Raw genomic sequence first — 17,529 nt, 5'->3', positions numbered from 1 at the left:
GTCTTTACACCCCTCTTGTTACCAAAGGGCGCCGGCGGGCCTGCGCCGTGTTGACGGCCCAGGGGAATGCTGGTCTAATGGCCGCTGTTCAGGAAACGATTCCCGAGGCAGATTCAAGCCCATGCGGTCTCCGGAACACCCGAGACGAGGAGGTCCCGCCTGTGGCGACCACGATCAATGAGCCGGCGGCCATCTCTACGCCGGCCTCCGAGCGGAGTGCGGCGACATGAGCGCGCTGGGCGAGCTCGGCAAGCTGAGCAAGAAGAAGGGTGGCGCGCCTGCCGCCAGCGAGGGCCGCCACGAGAACAGAGCCGCGTACCTGTTCCTGGCGCCCTGGCTCATCGGGCTCGTCGTCATCACGATCGGTCCGATGCTCGCATCGCTCTACCTGTCGTTCACGGACTACAACCTCATCCAAGCTCCGAAGTTCGTCGGCTTCGACAACATCGTCGAGATGTTCAACGACAAGCGGCTCGCGAACTCGCTCCGGGTGACCTTCACCTACGTGATCGTGTCGGTCCCGTTGCAGCTGATCTTCGCGCTCGCCGTAGCGATGCTGCTGGATCGGGGAATGAAGGGACTGGCCTTCTACCGGTCGATCTTCTACCTGCCATCGCTGCTCGGATCGTCCGTCGCGATCGCGATCCTGTGGCGGAACATCTTCGGCAGCTCGGGCCTGGTCAACGAGATCCTCGCTTGGTTCGGAATCCAGGGACCGGGATGGATATCCAATCCCGATACGGCGCTCTCGACGATCATCATCCTGCACGTCTGGACCTTCGGCGCCCCGATGCTGATCTTCCTGGCCGGCCTGCGGCAGATCCCGACGATGTACTACGAAGCCTCGTCGATGGACGGAGCGACGGCCTGGCAGAGGTTCCGGCTCATCACCCTTCCGCTGCTGAGCCCCATCATCTTCTTCAACCTGGTGCTGCAGATCATCGGCTCCTTCCAGTCCTTCACCCAGGCGTTCATCGTCTCGGGAGGAAGCGGCGGACCCGCCGACTCCACCATGTTCTACACGATGTACCTCTACCAGAAGGGCTTCGCGCAGCTCGATATGGGCTACGCCTCCGCGATCGCGTGGGGCCTCGTCGTCATCATCGGCGCATTCACTGCGGTGAACTTCATCGCCTCGAAGTATTGGGTTTTCTATGACGATTGAGACCGACCGTCTGGAGCAGACGGCAGCAGACGCCCGCCCCGTCCGACCGCGGAACGAAGTCGGGAAGGCCCCTCAGCGGCGTCGGCGCTCCGCCGAGCAGCGCACTCCCCTCTCTTCGATCATCCGGCACGCCGTGATGATCGCAGCCGGCCTCGTGATGATCTACCCGCTGCTCTGGATGATCGCCTCGTCGCTGCGACCCAACGACGAGATCTTCGCCCAGCCGGGAATCCTGCTGCAGGACTTCGAGACGAAGAACTACACCGATGGCTGGAACGCGCTGACGCATCCGTTCGGCCAGTATCTGCTGAACTCGGCGATCCTCGTCCTCGGATCGATCGTCGGCAACCTCGTCTCGTGCGCGGTGACCGCCTACGCGTTCGCGCGGATCAACTTCCGCTTCAAGAAGCCGCTGTTCGCGATCATGCTCATCACGATCATGATCCCCGTGCACGTGGTGATCGTTCCGCAGTACATCATCTTCAGCCAGCTCGGCTGGGTGAACACGTTCATCCCGCTGCTGCTGCCGAAGTTCCTGGCGACGGATGCGTTCTTCATCTTCCTGATGGTGCAGTTCATCCGCGGGATCCCGCGCGACCTCGACGAAGCGGCACGGATCGATGGGCTCGGCCACGTCGGCATCTTCTTCCGGATCATCCTGCCGCTGATGGTGCCCGCGCTGGCCGCGACGGCAGTGTTCACGTTCATCAACAGCTGGAACGACTTCTTCGGCGCGCTGATCTACCTGACTTCGCCGGAGATGTTCACCGTGCCCGTGGCACTGCGCTCCTTCCTCGATTCGACGGGCAGCTCGAACTACGGCGGGATGTTCGCGATGTCCATCGTGTCGCTGCTGCCGGTGTTCCTCGCCTTCCTCTTCGGTCAGAAGTACCTCGTGAAGGGCATCGCGACCACCGGCCTCAAATAAGCGAGTCCGCTGATGCGTCAGCTCGGTGCCGGGACGGTGCTGGCTCGTACGACGAGCTCCGTGGCGATGGTGCGATCCGCCACCGCCACGGAGCTCGCCTCGTCCCGGCCTCCAGCTCGTTCGAGGTGCATCTCCACGGCGGCCTCCCCTGCCCGCATCCGCGGCACCGACACCGTCGTCAGGGCGGGCGTCGCGACCGCGGAGACGAGGATGTCGTCGAAACCGACGACGCTCACGTCCTCCGGTACCCGCACTCCGCGCGCGGCGAAGCGGCTGAGCAGCCCGACGGCGACGAGGTCGTTGAAGGCGATCACGGCGCTCACACCGCTCGCCAGCACGGCATCGGCGCCGGCGAGTCCTCCGCCGAAGTCGGGCGACACGGGGCCCAGTTCGCGCAGTTCGATGCCGAGGTCTTGCGCCGCCGAACGCATCCCCCTCCCCCGTTCCCGTCCGGACCACGACGCGGTCGGCCCGCCGAGATACGCGATGCGGCTGTGCCCCAGCGCGTGCAGGTGCGTGATCGCCTGCCGCATCCCGTCGGCGATGTCCGCCACGACGCTCGCGAATCCTTCCGCCCGCCGGTGCAGCAGGACGGCGCGGTCGGCGATGCCGAGTGCCTGCAGCCCCTCGTCGCTCATCCGCGGGGAGCAGATGAGGAGGCCGTCCACCTGCGGGGACAGGTCGTCGATGGCGGTGCGCTCCAACGACGGGCTCTCGTCGGCATCGCTGACGAACACTGCGAATCCGCGCTCTCGGGCCCGCGTCTGCACGCCCTTGGCGACGTCCGCGAAGAACGGATTCCGCAAGTCCGGCACGATCAGCCCCAGGTTGCGGGTGCGTCCGGTGATCAGGCCCTGCGCGGAGCGGTTGACGCGGTAGCCGAGTCGCTCGGCGGCCTCCGCGACGCGCGCCTTGGTGGCCCTCCCGATCGAGCGGTCGTCGGCGAGGGCCCGCGACACGGTCGACGCGGCGACCCCGCACTCGCGAGCGATGTCGCGGATGGTCACCGCCACGCGATCAACTCCTCGGGGCTCGGCGTTCGATCGCCGCCCGTCCGGCGCTCACGCGAGTCTGACCATAGTCCAGGATCCGCTCGGGAGGTCGATGCTCATCAGGCCGGCCTCGCACTGCGCGGAGTCGTTCGGGCGGGGCACGACCCGGTCCGGTGCCGCCGCGGAATTGCGAGCGTACGGATCGTCATCGTGCAGTGTCAGCGCCTCGACGACCGCGGTGAGCCGGAGGGCCCCCAGGGGGATCTCGACGGTCTGGGCCTGCGTGGTCGAGCGGTTGACGAGGAACACCGCAGCTGTACCGCCCTCCTGGTCCCAGGTCACGACCGCATCGACCATGTCGACGTCGCCGTACTTCGCCGTCGTGACGAGCGGTGTCGAGACGCGGGCGTCGAGGACTGTGCCCCCCGCATAGCGAGCGGTCAGGGCGAAGGGATGGAAGATCGTCTGCGTCCAGGTCCCTCCGCCGCGTTCCGTCATGATCGGCGCGATCACATTGACGAGCTGGGCTTGGCAGGCGACCGTCACTCTGTCGTTGTTGCGCAGCAGGGTCATCAGCATGCTGCCGACCACCACCGCGTCGGTGACCGTGTAGTTGTCCTCCAGGATGGGCGGCGCCACGGGGTAGCCGGGGACCTTCTCCGACGCTGCGCCGCCCAAGTACCAGACGTTCCACTCGTCGTACGAGAGCATGATCTTCTTCGTGCTCTTCCGCTTCGCTCCCGCGGCATCGGCGATGGCGACGACGTCGCGGATGAACTTCTGCATGTCGACGGCGGATGCGAGGAAGCTCGCGCGGTCGCCCGACTCCTGGTAGTAGGAGTGCAGGGAGATGTAGTCGACGAAATCGTACGCCTCGTCGAGAACTGCCTGCTCCCACGCGCCGAACGTCTGCATCTGCGACCCGGAGGAGCCGCACGCCACGAGTTCGATGGAGGCATCGGCGCGACGAAGCGCACGCGCCGTCTCGGCGGCAAGGCGCCCGTATTCTTCGGCGGTCTTGTGTCCCAGCTGCCAGGGTCCGTCCATCTCGTTGCCGAGGCACCACAACCGGATGTCATGGGGATCGCCCGTTGCGCCGAGCGCTCTGGTGTTCGCTACCCGAGCGTCGGCGAGGGTGCTGGAGCCGCTGTGGTTGCTGTACTCGAACAGGTCGATCGCGGCCTCGGTGCCGCGGGTGCCGAGATTGATGGCCATCATCGGCTCGACCTCGGCGACTCGGCACCACTGCATGAACTCGTCCAAGCCGAACTCGTTCGTCTCGGTCGTGGCCCAGGCCAGGTCGACGCGCGTCGGCCGCTGGTCGCGCGATCCGACGCTGTCCTCCCACCGGAAGCCCGAGACGAAATTGCCCCCGGGATAGCGCACGAGGGTGACGCCGAGCTGCTTCGTGAGCTCGAGGACGTCCTGCCTGAAACCGTGCTCATCGGCAGTCGGATGTCCGGGCTCGTAGATCCCGGAGTACATGCACCGTCCGAGGTGCTCGACGAAGGAGCCGAACGTCCGCTTACTGACCGGCGCGACCGAGAACGCCGGGTGCACGGTGACGCTCGTGCGTCCGGGCTCTGTCGCCGCGGTTCCGGTACGGGCGGGGGAAGGGGAGGTCGAGGTCACGGCAAGGCTCCAGTCGAGTATGCAAACGTTTGTGCTTGTTGCGCATTCACCGTAACGCGTCTCGATGCGGGACGCCAGGAAGCGGTGGCGATCAGGGCAGCTGCCGGACCGCGGCGACGACGGCATCGAAGCGTCGGCGGGAGACGAGACCCAGGTGGTAGATGCAGAGTTCGTCGTAGCCGAGGTCGACGAGGCCCGCCCACCGGGTCGCGAGTTCGTCGGGCACGGCGGGCGGCAGAGCGGAGACGTAGACCCCGAGGGCAGCCGAACCGGCTTCCGCACGGGCACGCGCGTACTCCCGCTCGCCACCGGCGGCGACCCCGCCGGGCAGAACGAAGGCGTCGGCCGCCGCCGCCGCCCTGCCGGGCTGATCGAGCAGCGCCGCGAACGGACCGACGGCCCACTCCTCGCACTGGGCGTGGAACGACAACCGCCCCGCGCCTCCGGCTCGGGCGGCGGCCGACACCGCACGTGTCAGCGCCGCTCGCGCCGATGTCCGTGCGGCGAACGCCACCCGCGCCGCGTCGCCGAGCACGTCGTCCACGTCGCCGGGCGCGGGAGAGCGCACGGCTTCGCGGACCCGCGCGGCGAGAGCATCGGGGTCGACACCGGCACCCGTGAGCGCTGCCGCGCAGCGAGCGCAGAAGCAGATGGAGAGCAGTGCCTCCTGGACCTCCGACCACTCAGCACCGGAGGTCTTCTCGTGGTGCCCGAGGTGACCGACGCCGAGCGGACCACTCGCTTCGATCATGAACGCCTGCACCCCGCCCAGCGCGATCGTCTCCTCGACGAGGGTGACCGCGTAGTCGACCACCGACGGGTGCGCTGGACAGAGCGCGTAACGATAGACGTCGCCGAACGCGTTGCGCACGCAGAGCTGTGGCCTGGTTCGACCCAGTTCGCTCGAATGGGTGAGCACCATCCACGCCTCGACGTCGAGGCCGCAGGATCGCACGACCTCGGCCGCGCGACGGAACGAATCGTCTCCCGCCCACGCCGTCGCCTCCTCCGGCACCAGATCCGACCCGCTCCAGACGCTCTCCCGAACCGGGAGGTAGAACGCGGCGTGCCGGGCGTCCACCACCTGATGATGGGGGTGCATCGGTGTCGCCGCCCGGACGGAGTGATACGCGGCCGCGATGGCCACGGACGTCACGCCGGCCCCCCGCAGCCGGGCGAGGCGATCGCGGACACCGGGATCGCCGAGAAGATCCCACGGGTAGGCGCAGACACTCGTCCTGGTCATGCAGCTACCGTAATCTAGCGTCATGAAACGTTTTCTCATCACGGGAGGAAGCGGGTCGATAGCGTCGGCCGTCCGGCCTCTCCTGGCCGAGGCGGGCCACGGCGTCCGCTTGCTCGACCGGGTCGAACCGACCGTCGCGCCGTCCGGGATGGAGGATTTCGTTCAGGCGGATCTCGATGATGCCGTCGCGCTCGGCGCCGCCTGCGCGGACGTCGATCTCGTGATCCACCTCGGCGGGCTCTCGACCGAGCGGAGCTGGGAGGACATCGTCGCCGTCAATGTGACGGGCTCGCGAACGGTTCTCGAGGCCGCGCACCTGGCCGGAGTCCGCCGCGTCCTGCTCGCGAGCTCGATCCACGCCGTCGGAATGGCCACTGCGGGCGACACCCGGAACACTCCCGTGGTGCCGGCTCGTCCCGACACCTTCTACGGCGTCGGGAAGGTCGCGATGGAGGCACTCGGCAGTGTGTACGCGGACCGCCACGGTATGAGCGTCGTATCCGCCCGGATCGCGAACTTCGCCGATCGGCCCGATGGGCACCGTGGGCTCGCCTTCTGGTTCTCCGCCGCCGATATGGTCCGCCTCATCGACGCCTGTGCCGATCTCGACTCCCCCGGCCACCGGATCGTCTGGGGTGTGTCCGCGAATACGCGCGGATGGGTCGATGTCGACGCCGGTCGGGAGATCGGCTTCGAACCCCTCGACGACGCGGAATCCTTCGCCGATGAGATCCTCGGCGCGGCGGGCGACCTCCCCCTCACCGGGGAGTCGCTGCTCGCAGGAGGCTTCCTCGCACCCGGCCGCGAGCTCGGCGTGCCCTGGAAGTGAAGCTCGGGCGAGTTCGTGACCGTCGAACCCCACCAGCGAGACGTCCTCCGGCACCCGCGATCCCGGTTCGTTCACGGACGTTCGGCGGACGCCCCGCCGCCCTCGACGGTCAGCGGAGCCGCCGTGATCCGCGACTCGTCGATGTCGACGCTGCGAGCGACCAGTGCCTGGCGGAACCCCTCGGCGCGCTCGCGCATCGTGGAGACGCGTTCGTCACCGCTGACCATGGCGACGTGCCGGTGGCCGTGGTCGACCAGATGGCGGGCGACGGCCGCCCCCGCGCCGCCGTTGTCGAGCACGACCCGGTCGGTGTCCAGCTCGGCCGCGATCCAGTCGATCGCGACGACCGGGATCCCCTCGTCCTCCGCCTGCCGCAACGCGTCGAGATCGTGCCCGAGCGGGACGGCGATGATGCCGCCGACCGTCTTGCCCCGCAGGAACTCGACCGCGGCACCGGCTGCCGGACCGCTCGTGCAGACGAGGACGCTGACACCGTCGGTCCGCAGCGCCGCCTCGACGCCGCCGATGATCGCCAGGTGGAAGTCGTTGTCGAGGGCGGGCAGGAGCACGCCGACCGTGAGGGATCGCCGGGAACGCGACTGGAGGTCCTTGTGACTCGCCATGCCGCGTGGTCCTCCTTCTCGGCGCAGCGCCGTCGGCGCGGGCCGAGCTGCGAATCGTTTCGCTCGGAATCCACCGCGATGCGGCATCCTCAGAGGCTCCGGGCCGAGGACGATCGTTGACGCGGCCCGCGGGCCGAAATACTCTGCCGACAAGAGAAACGCAACGTTTCGCTTCTCTTCGAGCCAACCGGAAGCGACCGCTCATGACGCACTCCCTGCCCGCCATCGATCCTGAGCGTCTGCCCGCGGCCGTCGATGTCAGCGACAACAGCGGCGCGCTCGCCGCGGTCGATGCCGTGGTCGCGGCCGGTCCGTACGATGCCGACTGGGATACCCTCCGCACGTACACTCCGCCGCAGTGGTACCACGATGCGAAGTTCGGGATCTTCCTGCACTGGGGCGTCTATTCCGTACCGGCCTTCAACAGCGAGTGGTACTCGCGCATGATGTACCGCGAGGGTACCGAGGAGTTCGAACACCATCGGAGCACCTACGGCGAGCACCGGGACTTCGGCTACAAGGACTTCATCCCCTCCTTCACGATGGCCGATTTCGACCCGGATGCGTGGGCTCAGCTGTTCCGCCAGGCCGGTGCTCAGTTCGTCGTACCCGTGGCGGAGCACCACGACGGATTCGCGATGTACAACACCGAGCGTTCGCGGTGGAGCGCTGCTCGAATGGGCCCGGAGCGAGACGTCTTCGGCGACCTCTCGGCGGCGACGGATCGCGCCTGGATGATACGCGGCGCCTCCTCGCACCGGGCGGAGCACTGGTTCTTCATGAACGGCGGATCCCGGTTCGACTCGGACGTGCTGCTGCCCGAGTACCAGGACTTCTACGGGCCGGCCCAGCGGGAGGAGACGGCGCCGAACGAGCGCTTCCTCGAGGACTGGCTTCTGCGCACGGTCGAGATCATCGACCGCTACCGCCCGCAGGTGCTCTGGTTCGACTGGTGGATCGAGCACCCCGCGTTCAAGCCGTACCTCGCGCGACTGGCCGCCTACTACTACAACCGCGCCGCACAGTGGGGGCGCGAGGTCGTCATCAACTACAAGTGGGATGCCTTCGCCGACGGCTCGGCGGTCTACGACATCGAACGCGGCACGATGGGCGGCATCCGCCCGGAGATCTGGCAGAACGACACCTCCGTCTCGAAGACCGCGTGGTCGTGGGTGCGGAACCACCAGTACAAGTCCGTCGACGACCTCATCGCCGAACTGGCGGACGTGGTGTCGAAGAACGGCGTGCTGCTCCTGAACATCGGGCCGAAGCCCGATGGCACGATCCCGGCCGAGGAGCAGGAGATCCTGCGATCGATCGGCTCCTGGCTCGCCATCAACGGCGAAGCGATCTACGGCACCCGTCCGTGGGCGGTCGCCGGCGAAGGGCCCACGCAGGTCGCCGTCGGATCGTTCGTCGACGGTGAGGCCGCCGCCTTCACGGGTGCCGACTTCCGGTTCACGGCGCGTACGCATGTGACGGGCGACTACGTGTATGCGATCCCGCTCGCGAAGCCGGAGGACGACACGCTGCGGATTCGCGCGTTCGGAAGCGGTGCCGGGATGCTCGGCAGCGGGATCAAGAAGGTCACGCTTCTCGGCAGCCCCGAGCCGGTCGAGTGGTCGAGGACCCCGGAAGTGTTGACCGTGTACGGAGCCGGTTCGGGCGTGGTCAAGCTCTGGCTCGAGCCGGATGCCGTTCAGCCTCGGAAGGACTTCCTGCACCAGTGGTGACGGTCGCGCTGTCAGCGATGAGGCCCCCGGCGGCACTGCCCAGGCAGATCGGATGATGTGTGACGATCCGCTGCAGTCGCTGAAACGGGATAAGGACCTCCCGGCTGAGAGTGGAGCTGCGGGTTCGCCGACTTCGACCTGTTCGAGAACATCGGGCAGATCGTGACCGAGCAGGACGGCGTCTTCGTCCGCTGGACCCTGAACTCGATCCTGTACGCGGGTGTGGGCTCGTTCGTCGGGATGATGGCGTCGCTCGCGCTGCGATGCAGCGTTCTGGAAGTCCGGCGTCTCGCTCTGAGCGCTCACACGACGGGCGCGGGCGGACGGGCCCGTCGACGCGTGGACGAGCTCGGGGGCCGAGGCGATGGCGGCCGACGACTCGGTGGCTTCGTCCGCTGAGCGACAGGTGCAAGCTCACGGAGTGCACGCTGGGTCAGCTGTGGTGAGCGAGCCGGCGGGCGATGACGTTGATCTGGCTGCCGGGGACGACGTGCTGGTCGGCGGCGGAACGCCATGCCGCGAAGTGAGGCGCTTTCCGGTGCGCCTCGATCGCGTCCTGGTCGGTGTAGACCTCGTGGAAGACGAAGTGCAGCTCGTCGGAGACGTCCTGGCAGACGTCGAAGTAGAGGCATCCGGGCTCGTCGGTGAAGGTGCGGGTGGCGTTCTCGGTGATCGCGGTGAGGAAGTCGTCGAGGTGGCCGGGGCGGACGTCGAGGGCGACGGTGAGGGTGAGCATGGCGCTGCTTTCGGGGTGTCAGACGAGGGCGGGAGTGGCGTCGATGTGGTGGTGAGGTGTGGAGGAGGCGGCGAGGTCCTGACCGGAGGAGGCGCAGCAGGTGATGGGTGAAGTCCGTCAACGATCCCGCGGCAGGTCGAGGCCGGTCTCGGTGGCGAGCTTCTGCAGGTCCAGCCAGGTGTTCTCCGGCAGCAGGATTCCGGAGGCGCGGTTCGCGATCTCTGCGCGGTCTTCGAGCTCGCCGGGGTAGAAGATCTCGTCGTAGCCGGGGGCCAAGGGGGTCTGCTTCACTTCGTCGACCATCTGGTGCACTCGTCCCGCGAAGTCCTCCGGGTCGCCCATGGCGGCGACGTCGATGGCGATGAAGAGGTGGCCGGCGCCGCTGGGCTTGTCGGCCTCATAAGGCCCGTGGACGCCGCGGCCGACCTGTGATCCGGTGAGCGCTCCGGAGAGCACGTCCATCATGAAGCTGATCGCGTAGCCCTTGTGCCCTGCCATGGGCAGGATGACTCCGTGCACTGCCTGCTCCGCGTCGGTGGTCTCGTGCCCGTCCGGGGTCAGCGCCCATGTCGAAGGGATGGGGACGCCTTCCTGGCGGGCGAGGTAGATCTTGCCTCGTGCGACGGCGGTGTTCGCGATGTCGAGTGCGACGACCTTCTCCCCGTAGGGAGCGGCGATCGACCAGGGGTTGGTGCCGACGCCCTTCTCGCGGCCGCCCCAGGGGGCCATGGCGGGCGAGGCGTTGGTGGTGAGGATCGCTGCGCACCCCTCGGCGGCTGCGCGGCGGGTGAAGTACATCGCCGTCCCGAAGTGGTTGGAGTTGCGCACTCCCACCGCGCCGATCCCGTGCAGGCGCGCGCGGCGAACGGCTTCGGATCGAGCCCTGTCGGTCAGCACCTGACCGATCCCGTCGTGCCCGTCCAGCAGGAGGAGCGAGCCGGTGTCGATCAGGGTCGTCGGCTCGGTGACCGCCTTCATCGCTCCGGTGCGCAGCCGGTCGATGTACCACGGCAGTCGCAGCAGGCCGTGGGACTGGTGACCCCACAGATCGGCCTGGACGAGCGAGTCGGACACCAGTGCGGCGTCGTCAGTGGGGACACCGGAGTACTCGAGTACCTCGCGTCCGAAGTCGCGCAACGGTGCCGGCGCGATGCGGTCGCGCTCGGTGGTGGTCTCAGCCATGTTCGAACCTCTCGGCGGACGTGACCTCGTTGGCCGTCCCCGTCTCTGTATACCTCAGCGTATTCCCGAGGCGCAAGGCCCGGGACGGACCGAGAGGGTCAGTTCGCGAGGTCGACGAGGGCGCTGCTGGCGCGAGTCGAGGAGAGCAGGGTGTTGAAGATCCCCTGGTCGACGTGGAAGAGGTGCTGCGTGCAGGCGACGGCAGCGCGATCGGCGTCGCCGGAGATCACGGCCTGGCACATCTCGAGGTGCTCTCTGACCGATTCGGCGAGGCGCCCGACGTCGGCGTGCGCGATCAGGCGAAGGCGTGCGGTGTGCGGCCGGAGCTCGTCGATCGCACGGGCGAGGTACTCGTTCGGCGTGGTCGCCACGACAGCGTCATCGAACTCGGTCGCCAGCGCAGCGAAGGTCGCGGCGAAGTCGGAGGAGTACTCCACGCCGTTGATGGCCTCGAAGCGCTCGGCCAGGCCGCGGAATGCGGCGGCGACGGCGGGGTCCTGCCCGCTGCGGCGAGCGACCTCGCGCAGTGCCGCCGGCTCGAGGAGGCGACGGTAGTCGAACAGCGCACGAGCTCCCTTCAGGGAGAGCCGTGACACCGTCGGCGCCTTCCTGGGCGCGATGTCGACCAGCTGCTCGGCGGCGAGTCGGCGCAGTGCTTCGCGGACCGGTGTGCGTGAGGCGCCGGTGCGCTCGACGAGCATCACCTCGGGCAGCTGCTCCCCCGGCTGGTACACGCCGCTCTCGATGTCGGCCTTGATCTGCCGGTACACGACCTCCGTCTTGCCGAGCTTGCTGCCGGGGGTGGACGGGTCGGTCACCACCGTCAGCTGCGCGCGTTGGTTCGTCATCTTGTCAGTTTAGTTTGCAGCCAGGTATACCGGCGGGTATAACTAGATCGACCGATCTCCGCCGTCGCCTTCTGCAGCGTGACGGCCACCAACCTAGGGAGCAACGATGCTCGTCATTCTCGGCTTCGGCATGATCGCCGTGTTCTTGTATCTCGTCATGGCCAAGAAGGCGACCCCGATCGCCACCCTCATCCTCGTGCCGCTGATCTTCGGCGCCTTCACCGGTGCCGGTCTGGGCATGGGAGACATGATCGAGGAGTCGATCCTCAAGCTCGCGCCGACGGCGGCACTGCTGTTCTTCGCGATCATCTTCTTCGGCACGATGATCGACGTCGGCCTCTTCGATCCGCTGATCCGGCTGATCCTGCGCTTCGTCGGCGACGACCCCGTGAAGCTCGTCGTCGGAACGGCGCTGCTCACCTCGATCGTCTCCCTCGACGGCGACGGCTCGACCACCTTCATCATCGTCACCTCCGCGTTCCTCCCGCTCTACCTCCGCCTCGGGATGAGTCCCGTCACCCTCACGGTGGTCGCTGCGATGTCCAACGGCGTCCTGAACACCGTGCCCTGGGGCGGATCCACCGCCCGCGCGGCAGCCGCGCTGGGAGTCTCGCCGATCGACATCTTCGTCCCGATGATCCCCGCGATCGCGGCCGGCCTCGTCGCAGTCGTCGTGCTGGCGTACTTCCTCGGCCGTGGCGAGCGGAAGCGCATCGGCGCGCTCGAGCTGCGCCCCTCGCGGGGCTTCCTGAAGCGCCCGGAACTCGCCGACGAGTCGGACGAGACGTTCGTCGACGAGAACGCGGCCGCCCGGTCCCACACCACCGGCGCCGCCCGCCGCGCTGGGCGAGGCGGCGCCGGCGGCTCCTCCCCCGCCAGCGGCTCCAGCGTCGTCATCACGAACGACTTCGCCCCCGACCTGTCCCTCACCGGCGGAATCGCCGTCCGCCCGAACGCGCGCCCGCGACTGATCTGGTTCAACCTCGTCCTCACCCTCGCCGTGATGACGACCCTCGTCATGGACGTCGTCCTTCCCGCCGTGATCTTCATGGCCGCCGCGGCGATCGCCCTGGTCGTGAACTTCCCGAAGATCAAGGAGCAGTCCGCGCAGATCAAAGCCCACGCGGACAGCGTCATCAGCGTCGTCGGCATGGTCTTCGCCGCGACCGTCCTCACCGGCATCCTCAACGGCACCGGCATGGTGGAAGCGATGGCCGAATGGCTCGTCTCCGTGATCCCCAGCGGACTCGGCCCGTTCATGGCCGTCATCGCCGGAATCCTCTCGATCCCGCTGACCTTCGTGATGACCAACGACGCGTTCTACTTCGGAGTCCTGCCGATCCTGTCCGCGACCGCCTCGACCTTCGGTCTTGAACCGGTCGAGATGGCACGCGCCTCCCTCGTCGGCCAGGCTCTGCACCAGTCCAGCCCGCTCGTCGCGTCCTTCTTGCTGCTGATCGGCCTGGCGAACGTGAGCCTCGGAGACCACTTCAAGAAGGTCATCTGGCGCGGCACGATCGTCGCCCTGGTGATGCTCATCGTCGGCGGGCTGACCCTCGCCTACCCCCTCTTCTGACCCTCCCTTCCACTGCGACCCGCAAGGAGAACCACCCATGATCACAGCGATCGACCCGCGCAACGGTCACGAGATCGGCCGGTACGAGGCCCACACCCCCGACCAGGTGCAGACCATCCTCGACGAGTCCGTCGCGGCACAGAAGCTCTGGCGGAGGACCCCCGTCGCCGAGCGCAGCGCACTGCTGCGCCGCACCGCCGCCGTCCTCCGTTCCGGTGCCGAGCAGTACGCACACCTCATGACGAGCGAGATGGGCAAGCCCGTCGTCGAGGCGGAAGCCGAAGTCGAGAAGTGCGCGCTCACCCTCGACTACTACGCCGACCACGCCGCCGAATTCCTCGCCGACACCGTCGTCCCCTCCGGCGCCGCAGACAGCCGCATCGTGTACGAACCGCTGGGCGTCGTGCTGGCGATCATGCCCTGGAACTACCCCTTCTGGCAGTTCTTCCGCTTCGCAGCCCCCGCCCTCGCTGCCGGGAACGGCGCGATCCTCAAGCACGCCAACAACGTCCCCGGATCCGCGCTCGAAGTGGAGAAGATCTTCCTCGAAGCCGGCGCCCCCGAGGGCTTGTTCCGCACGGTCATGATCGACTCCAGTGCGGTCGCCGGGCTCATCGCCGATGACCGCATCGCCGCCGTCACCCTCACCGGCTCCACCGAGGTCGGCGAGATCGTCGCCGCACAGGCCGGAGCGGCCCTGAAGAAGCAGGTCCTCGAACTCGGCGGTTCCGACCCGTTCATCGTCCTCGCGGACGCCGACATCCCCGCCGCCGCGGCCGCCGCCGTCAAGGCCCGATTCACCAACAACGGCCAGAGCTGCGTCAACGCCAAGCGGTTCATCGTCGAGAACAGCATCGCCGACGAGTTCGTTGCGGCCTTCACGGAGAACGTTCGCGCGCTCACCGTCGGCGACCCCTTCGACCGTCGCACCTCCGTCGGGCCGATGGCCCGCGCGAACCTCCGTGCGACCCTCCACGACCAGGTCGAGCGCTCCATCGCCGCAGGTGCCGTCGTCACCATCGGCGGCGACGTGGTCGAGGGTGACGGCTTCTACTACCAGCCCACGATCCTCGACCACGTCACCCCTCAGCACGCCGCGTTCACCGAGGAGACCTTCGGCCCCGTCGCCGCGATCATCCGCGTCGCCGACGTCGACGAAGCGATCGCCCTCGCCAACACCACCGACTTCGGGCTCGGTGCCGCGATCTGGACCAGCGACCTCGGGCGCGCCGACCGGCTCGCCCGCGACGTCGACGCCGGCGCCGTCTTCATCAACAGCATCGTCGCCTCCGATCCGCGACTGCCGTTCGGCGGCATCAAGAAGTCCGGCTACGGCCGCGAGCTCGGGGTCGACGGCATCCGAGAGTTCGTGAACGTGAAGACCCTCTCCATCGGCTACGCCGCCGCCCCCACCACGCTCAGCGCGGCCGACGCCGACACCGAAGCGGATCTCCTCACCGTCGGAGGGAACTGATCATGCCCGACACCTTCGCGATCTCCAGCTCCTCACCGCGCGTCCTCCGTCTCGCCGATCTCCCCTCGAAGGACCGCGGCGCGGGAGCCAGGACCACACCCCTGGTCACCGCCGCGCGCGGCGGAACCAGCTACCTCAACGGCATCACCCAGTTCCAGCCCGGCGCGGCCATCGGCCATCACACCCACAACGTCGCCGAATCGGTGATCGTCATCCAGGGTCATGCGATCGTCGACATCGACGGGGCGGAGACCCCGCTCTCGACCTTCGACACGACCTTCGTTCCCGCGAACATCCCGCACCACTTCACCAACGCCTCCGACACCGAGCCGATGGCGATCTTCTGGACATACGGCTCGCTCGACTCCACACGGACCATGGTCGCCACGGGCGAGCACGGACGCATCGACGGCGAGCACGCCAGAGCGGCCGACGACGTGCGGATCGTGCGGGAGATCGCTCAGATCGACGTCCTCCCCGGCCACGACGAAGCATTCGAGAAAGCCGTCGCCGCCGCCGCCCCGCTGTTCCAGCAAGCCAGAGGTGCCCGCACCCTGCAACTCGAGCGCTCGGACGAATTCCCCCTGCGGTACCGCCTCATCGTGGGATGGGAGACCGTCGAGGACCACATGGTCGGCTTCCGGGGATCCGAGCAGTTCCAGGCCTGGCGCGCCCTCATCGGCGAGCACCTCGCCGGGCCACCACAGGTCGAGCACATGCGCAATGTGCTGACCGCGTTCTGAGCCCGGTCGAGGACCCGTCCACCACCGACGCCTCCGCAGCACTGATCTCGCCGTGGTCGCTCTCAGGTCGGCGCGGTCTTCGGAATCGGCACAGGCCGAGTCCCGTCGGCCGGCTCTAGAAGGCACGCCAGGAGTGCGGTTGCTTAGTGAAGGGCGTCGCTTCTCACTTCGCGGGCCGCGCTGCCGCTCCGAGGCGGTCGGAGAGCTCGCTCGCGGCCTGTGACACGTACATGCCGAGCTTGTCGAGCTGCTCGCCGATGCGCGCTTTCGGGGCGCTGACGTTCACCGCGGCGACGATGCGACCGGAGTAGTCGTGCACGGGTGCGGAGGCCCCCACCACTCCGCGCTCGAGCTCCTCGTCCAGGGTCGCGTAGCCCCGCTCGCGGATGCGCGACAGCTCCTGGAGGAGCGACTCGAAGTCGGAGACGATCGCCTTCTCGGCCGGGGGCTCCTCGAGCACCGAGAAACCCGCTGCCGCCATCATCGGATCGACCGGGCCGACGACCGGTCGGTCGTGGCCGTGCTCGTCGTACCAGGCGCTGAGGGAGGCGCGGTCCCAGTCGCTGATCAGCACCCGGCCCGACGGCGTGCGCCAGGCAGCGGTGATGACGCCTTCCCAGCCGGTGGTCCGCACCTCGTGGGGACTCAGCTCGCTGAGGACGGTGAGCACGTTGCCGCCGCGGAGCACGCAGAGGTGCGTGGTCTCCCGGGTCGACCGGGCGATGCGCCGCAGGAGCGGCCGGGACTCGGCGATGAGCGCCGCCTCCAGCGTGCGGGCGGCGAGGGAGAAGATCCGGCTGCCGAGGCGGTAGTTCAGTGTCGCCGGGTCGCGATCGAGCAGGCCTGCGTCGGCGAGAGTGGCGAGGCTCCTCGAGATCACGGCTTTGTCGCGTCCGGTGAGCTGGGCGATCCGCATCACACCCAGGCCGCCGGCCTGCTCGGCCTCCGCACCGCCGAGGAGCTCGAGGATCTCGACGTCTCTCGCGAGGCCCGAGGAGTTGCGCCGAGGTGCTGTCGAATCTGCATCCATCAGGCCACGCTAAACCCCCTGTTGTCATATCGACAACTGCCATTGTGTTTATGGCACCACCGTTCGTACTCTTTCGGTGTCGCCACCCCGGCGGCCCCACTCGATGAAGAGAAAGGGAGTCCGCTGTGCCTGGACCCGACGTCTCCGGATTGATCGTCTTCCTCGGCCGCCGCTGGGACGACATCGCCGAGCTGCTCGTCGAGCACGTCCTCGTCGTGGCGATCTCGCTGGCGATCGCGCTCGTGCTGGGGGTGCTGATCGGCCTCCTGGTCTGGGACCGGCCGATCGCCCGCTCGCTCTCGATCACCGCCGCCGGGATCGCGATCACCATCCCGTCGCTCGCCCTGCTGGCGATCCTGAGCCCGGTGCTCGGCCTCGGCTGGGCACCGACGGTCGTCGCGCTGGTCTTCTACTCGCTGCTGCCGATCATCCGGAACACGGTCGTCGGCCTGCGCGAGGTGCCGCCGCACGTGCTGGAGGCGGCTCGCGGCATGGGGATGGGACGGGTGCGGGTGCTGCTGACGACGCAGCTGCCGATCGCCTGGCCGATCATCCTCACCGGGGTGCGGGTCGCCGCGCAGCTCACGATCGGGATCGCGGCGATCGCGGCCTACGTGGCCGGTCCGGGGCTCGGCCAGTACATCTTCAAGGGACTCTCCTCCCTGGGCTCGAAGAACGCCCTCAACTACGCCCTGACCGGGACCGTCACGGTCGTGATCCTCGCCCTGCTGGTCGACGGCGCCTTCATCCTGATCACCCGCTCCACCACCTCGAGAGGACTGCGTGCCTGAC

17 protein-coding genes are annotated in these 17,529 nt (G+C 68.1%); 9 read left to right on the top strand and 8 right to left on the bottom strand.

Annotated features, from left to right (window positions below):
* Nucleotides 1–226: 226 nt before the first annotated feature.
* Nucleotides 227–1,165 (top strand): carbohydrate ABC transporter permease, encoded by a 939-nt coding sequence (locus EDF45_RS12290; RefSeq protein WP_123736477.1) that lies wholly within the window; start codon nt 227–229, stop codon nt 1,163–1,165.
* Nucleotides 1,155–2,093: a carbohydrate ABC transporter permease gene (locus tag EDF45_RS12285; RefSeq protein WP_123736478.1), complete on the top strand. Its 939-nt coding sequence runs from the start codon at nt 1,155–1,157 to the stop codon at nt 2,091–2,093. The genes EDF45_RS12290 and EDF45_RS12285 overlap by 11 nt, the downstream gene beginning before the upstream one ends.
* Nucleotides 2,094–2,110: 17 nt before the next feature.
* On the opposite strand, the gene EDF45_RS12280 is transcribed toward EDF45_RS12285, so the two are convergent.
* The 3 genes from EDF45_RS12280 to EDF45_RS12270 form a co-directional block, all read right to left on the bottom strand.
* Entirely contained in the window at nt 2,111–3,106 is a 996-nt protein-coding gene (locus EDF45_RS12280; RefSeq protein WP_123736479.1) for a LacI family DNA-binding transcriptional regulator, read from the bottom strand.
* 48 nt (nt 3,107–3,154) lie between these two features.
* Nucleotides 3,155–4,717, bottom strand: coding sequence for an alpha-N-arabinofuranosidase (locus tag EDF45_RS12275; RefSeq protein WP_260312189.1), 1,563 nt, complete (start codon nt 4,715–4,717; stop codon nt 3,155–3,157).
* A gap of 91 nt (nt 4,718–4,808) precedes the next feature.
* The gene (locus EDF45_RS12270; protein ID WP_260312190.1) at nt 4,809–6,002 is read right to left on the bottom strand and encodes a hypothetical protein; all 1,194 of its coding nucleotides are present in this window, start codon (nt 6,000–6,002) and stop codon (nt 4,809–4,811) included.
* Between EDF45_RS12270 and EDF45_RS12265 the strand changes: the two genes are divergently transcribed.
* Nucleotides 5,986–6,792, top strand: coding sequence for an NAD(P)-dependent oxidoreductase (locus EDF45_RS12265; RefSeq protein ID WP_123736481.1), 807 nt, complete (start codon nt 5,986–5,988; stop codon nt 6,790–6,792). The genes EDF45_RS12270 and EDF45_RS12265 overlap by 17 nt on opposite strands.
* Before the next feature lie 71 nt (nt 6,793–6,863).
* On the opposite strand, the gene EDF45_RS12260 is transcribed toward EDF45_RS12265, so the two are convergent.
* On the bottom strand, nt 6,864–7,415 hold the full coding sequence (locus EDF45_RS12260; RefSeq protein WP_185020168.1) for a LacI family DNA-binding transcriptional regulator: 552 nt from the start codon (nt 7,413–7,415) through the stop codon (nt 6,864–6,866).
* A gap of 5 nt (nt 7,416–7,420) precedes the next feature.
* Here EDF45_RS12260 and EDF45_RS12255 point away from each other — a divergent pair, with 5 nt between their 5' ends.
* Together EDF45_RS12255 and EDF45_RS12250 are read left to right on the top strand one after the other, a co-directional pair.
* Nucleotides 7,421–9,148 carry an alpha-L-fucosidase gene (locus EDF45_RS12255; protein ID WP_260312191.1) on the top strand — a complete coding sequence of 576 codons (1,728 nt, stop codon included), beginning with the start codon at nt 7,421–7,423 and terminating at the stop codon, nt 9,146–9,148.
* A gap of 162 nt (nt 9,149–9,310) precedes the next feature.
* Nucleotides 9,311–9,547, top strand: coding sequence for a hypothetical protein (locus tag EDF45_RS12250; RefSeq protein ID WP_123736484.1), 237 nt, complete (start codon nt 9,311–9,313; stop codon nt 9,545–9,547).
* A gap of 34 nt (nt 9,548–9,581) precedes the next feature.
* On the opposite strand, the gene EDF45_RS12245 is transcribed toward EDF45_RS12250, so the two are convergent.
* From EDF45_RS12245 to EDF45_RS12235, 3 genes are all read right to left on the bottom strand, one after another.
* Nucleotides 9,582–9,884, bottom strand: a complete 303-nt coding sequence (locus tag EDF45_RS12245) for a putative quinol monooxygenase (RefSeq protein ID WP_123736485.1) — start codon at nt 9,882–9,884, stop codon at nt 9,582–9,584.
* A gap of 117 nt (nt 9,885–10,001) precedes the next feature.
* Nucleotides 10,002–11,066 carry an Ldh family oxidoreductase gene (locus EDF45_RS12240; protein WP_123736486.1) on the bottom strand — a complete coding sequence of 355 codons (1,065 nt, stop codon included), beginning with the start codon at nt 11,064–11,066 and terminating at the stop codon, nt 10,002–10,004.
* A gap of 98 nt (nt 11,067–11,164) precedes the next feature.
* A complete protein-coding gene (locus tag EDF45_RS12235; RefSeq protein ID WP_123736487.1) occupies nt 11,165–11,914 on the bottom strand; it encodes a GntR family transcriptional regulator in 750 nt (249 codons plus the stop codon).
* A gap of 106 nt (nt 11,915–12,020) precedes the next feature.
* Here EDF45_RS12235 and EDF45_RS12230 point away from each other — a divergent pair, with 106 nt between their 5' ends.
* The 3 genes from EDF45_RS12230 to EDF45_RS21775 are packed head-to-tail and all read left to right on the top strand — an operon-like array spanning nt 12,021 to nt 15,707.
* The gene (locus tag EDF45_RS12230; protein WP_123736488.1) at nt 12,021–13,490 is read left to right on the top strand and encodes a CitMHS family transporter; all 1,470 of its coding nucleotides are present in this window, start codon (nt 12,021–12,023) and stop codon (nt 13,488–13,490) included.
* Nucleotides 13,491–13,527: 37 nt separating this feature from the next.
* A complete protein-coding gene (locus tag EDF45_RS12225; RefSeq protein WP_123736489.1) occupies nt 13,528–14,964 on the top strand; it encodes an NAD-dependent succinate-semialdehyde dehydrogenase in 1,437 nt (478 codons plus the stop codon).
* A 2-nt stretch (nt 14,965–14,966) separates the two neighbouring features.
* Entirely contained in the window at nt 14,967–15,707 is a 741-nt protein-coding gene (locus EDF45_RS21775) for a cupin domain-containing protein (protein WP_260312192.1), read from the top strand.
* 163 nt (nt 15,708–15,870) lie between these two features.
* Here the strand turns inward: EDF45_RS21775 and EDF45_RS12210 are convergent, their stop codons facing one another.
* On the bottom strand, nt 15,871–16,737 hold the full coding sequence (locus EDF45_RS12210; protein ID WP_123736490.1) for an IclR family transcriptional regulator: 867 nt from the start codon (nt 16,735–16,737) through the stop codon (nt 15,871–15,873).
* Between the two features lie 149 nt (nt 16,738–16,886).
* Between EDF45_RS12210 and EDF45_RS12205 the strand changes: the two genes are divergently transcribed.
* A complete protein-coding gene (locus EDF45_RS12205; RefSeq protein ID WP_167306074.1) occupies nt 16,887–17,528 on the top strand; it encodes an ABC transporter permease in 642 nt (213 codons plus the stop codon).
* The last annotated feature ends 1 nt before the right edge of the window (nt 17,529 follow it).

This window comes from Rathayibacter sp. PhB186 (assembly GCF_003751825.1).
Classification (GTDB): domain Bacteria; phylum Actinomycetota; class Actinomycetes; order Actinomycetales; family Microbacteriaceae; genus Rathayibacter; species Rathayibacter festucae.
The sequence above is the reverse complement of the archived record's forward strand: the minus strand, read 5'-3'. Positions and strand labels throughout refer to the sequence as shown.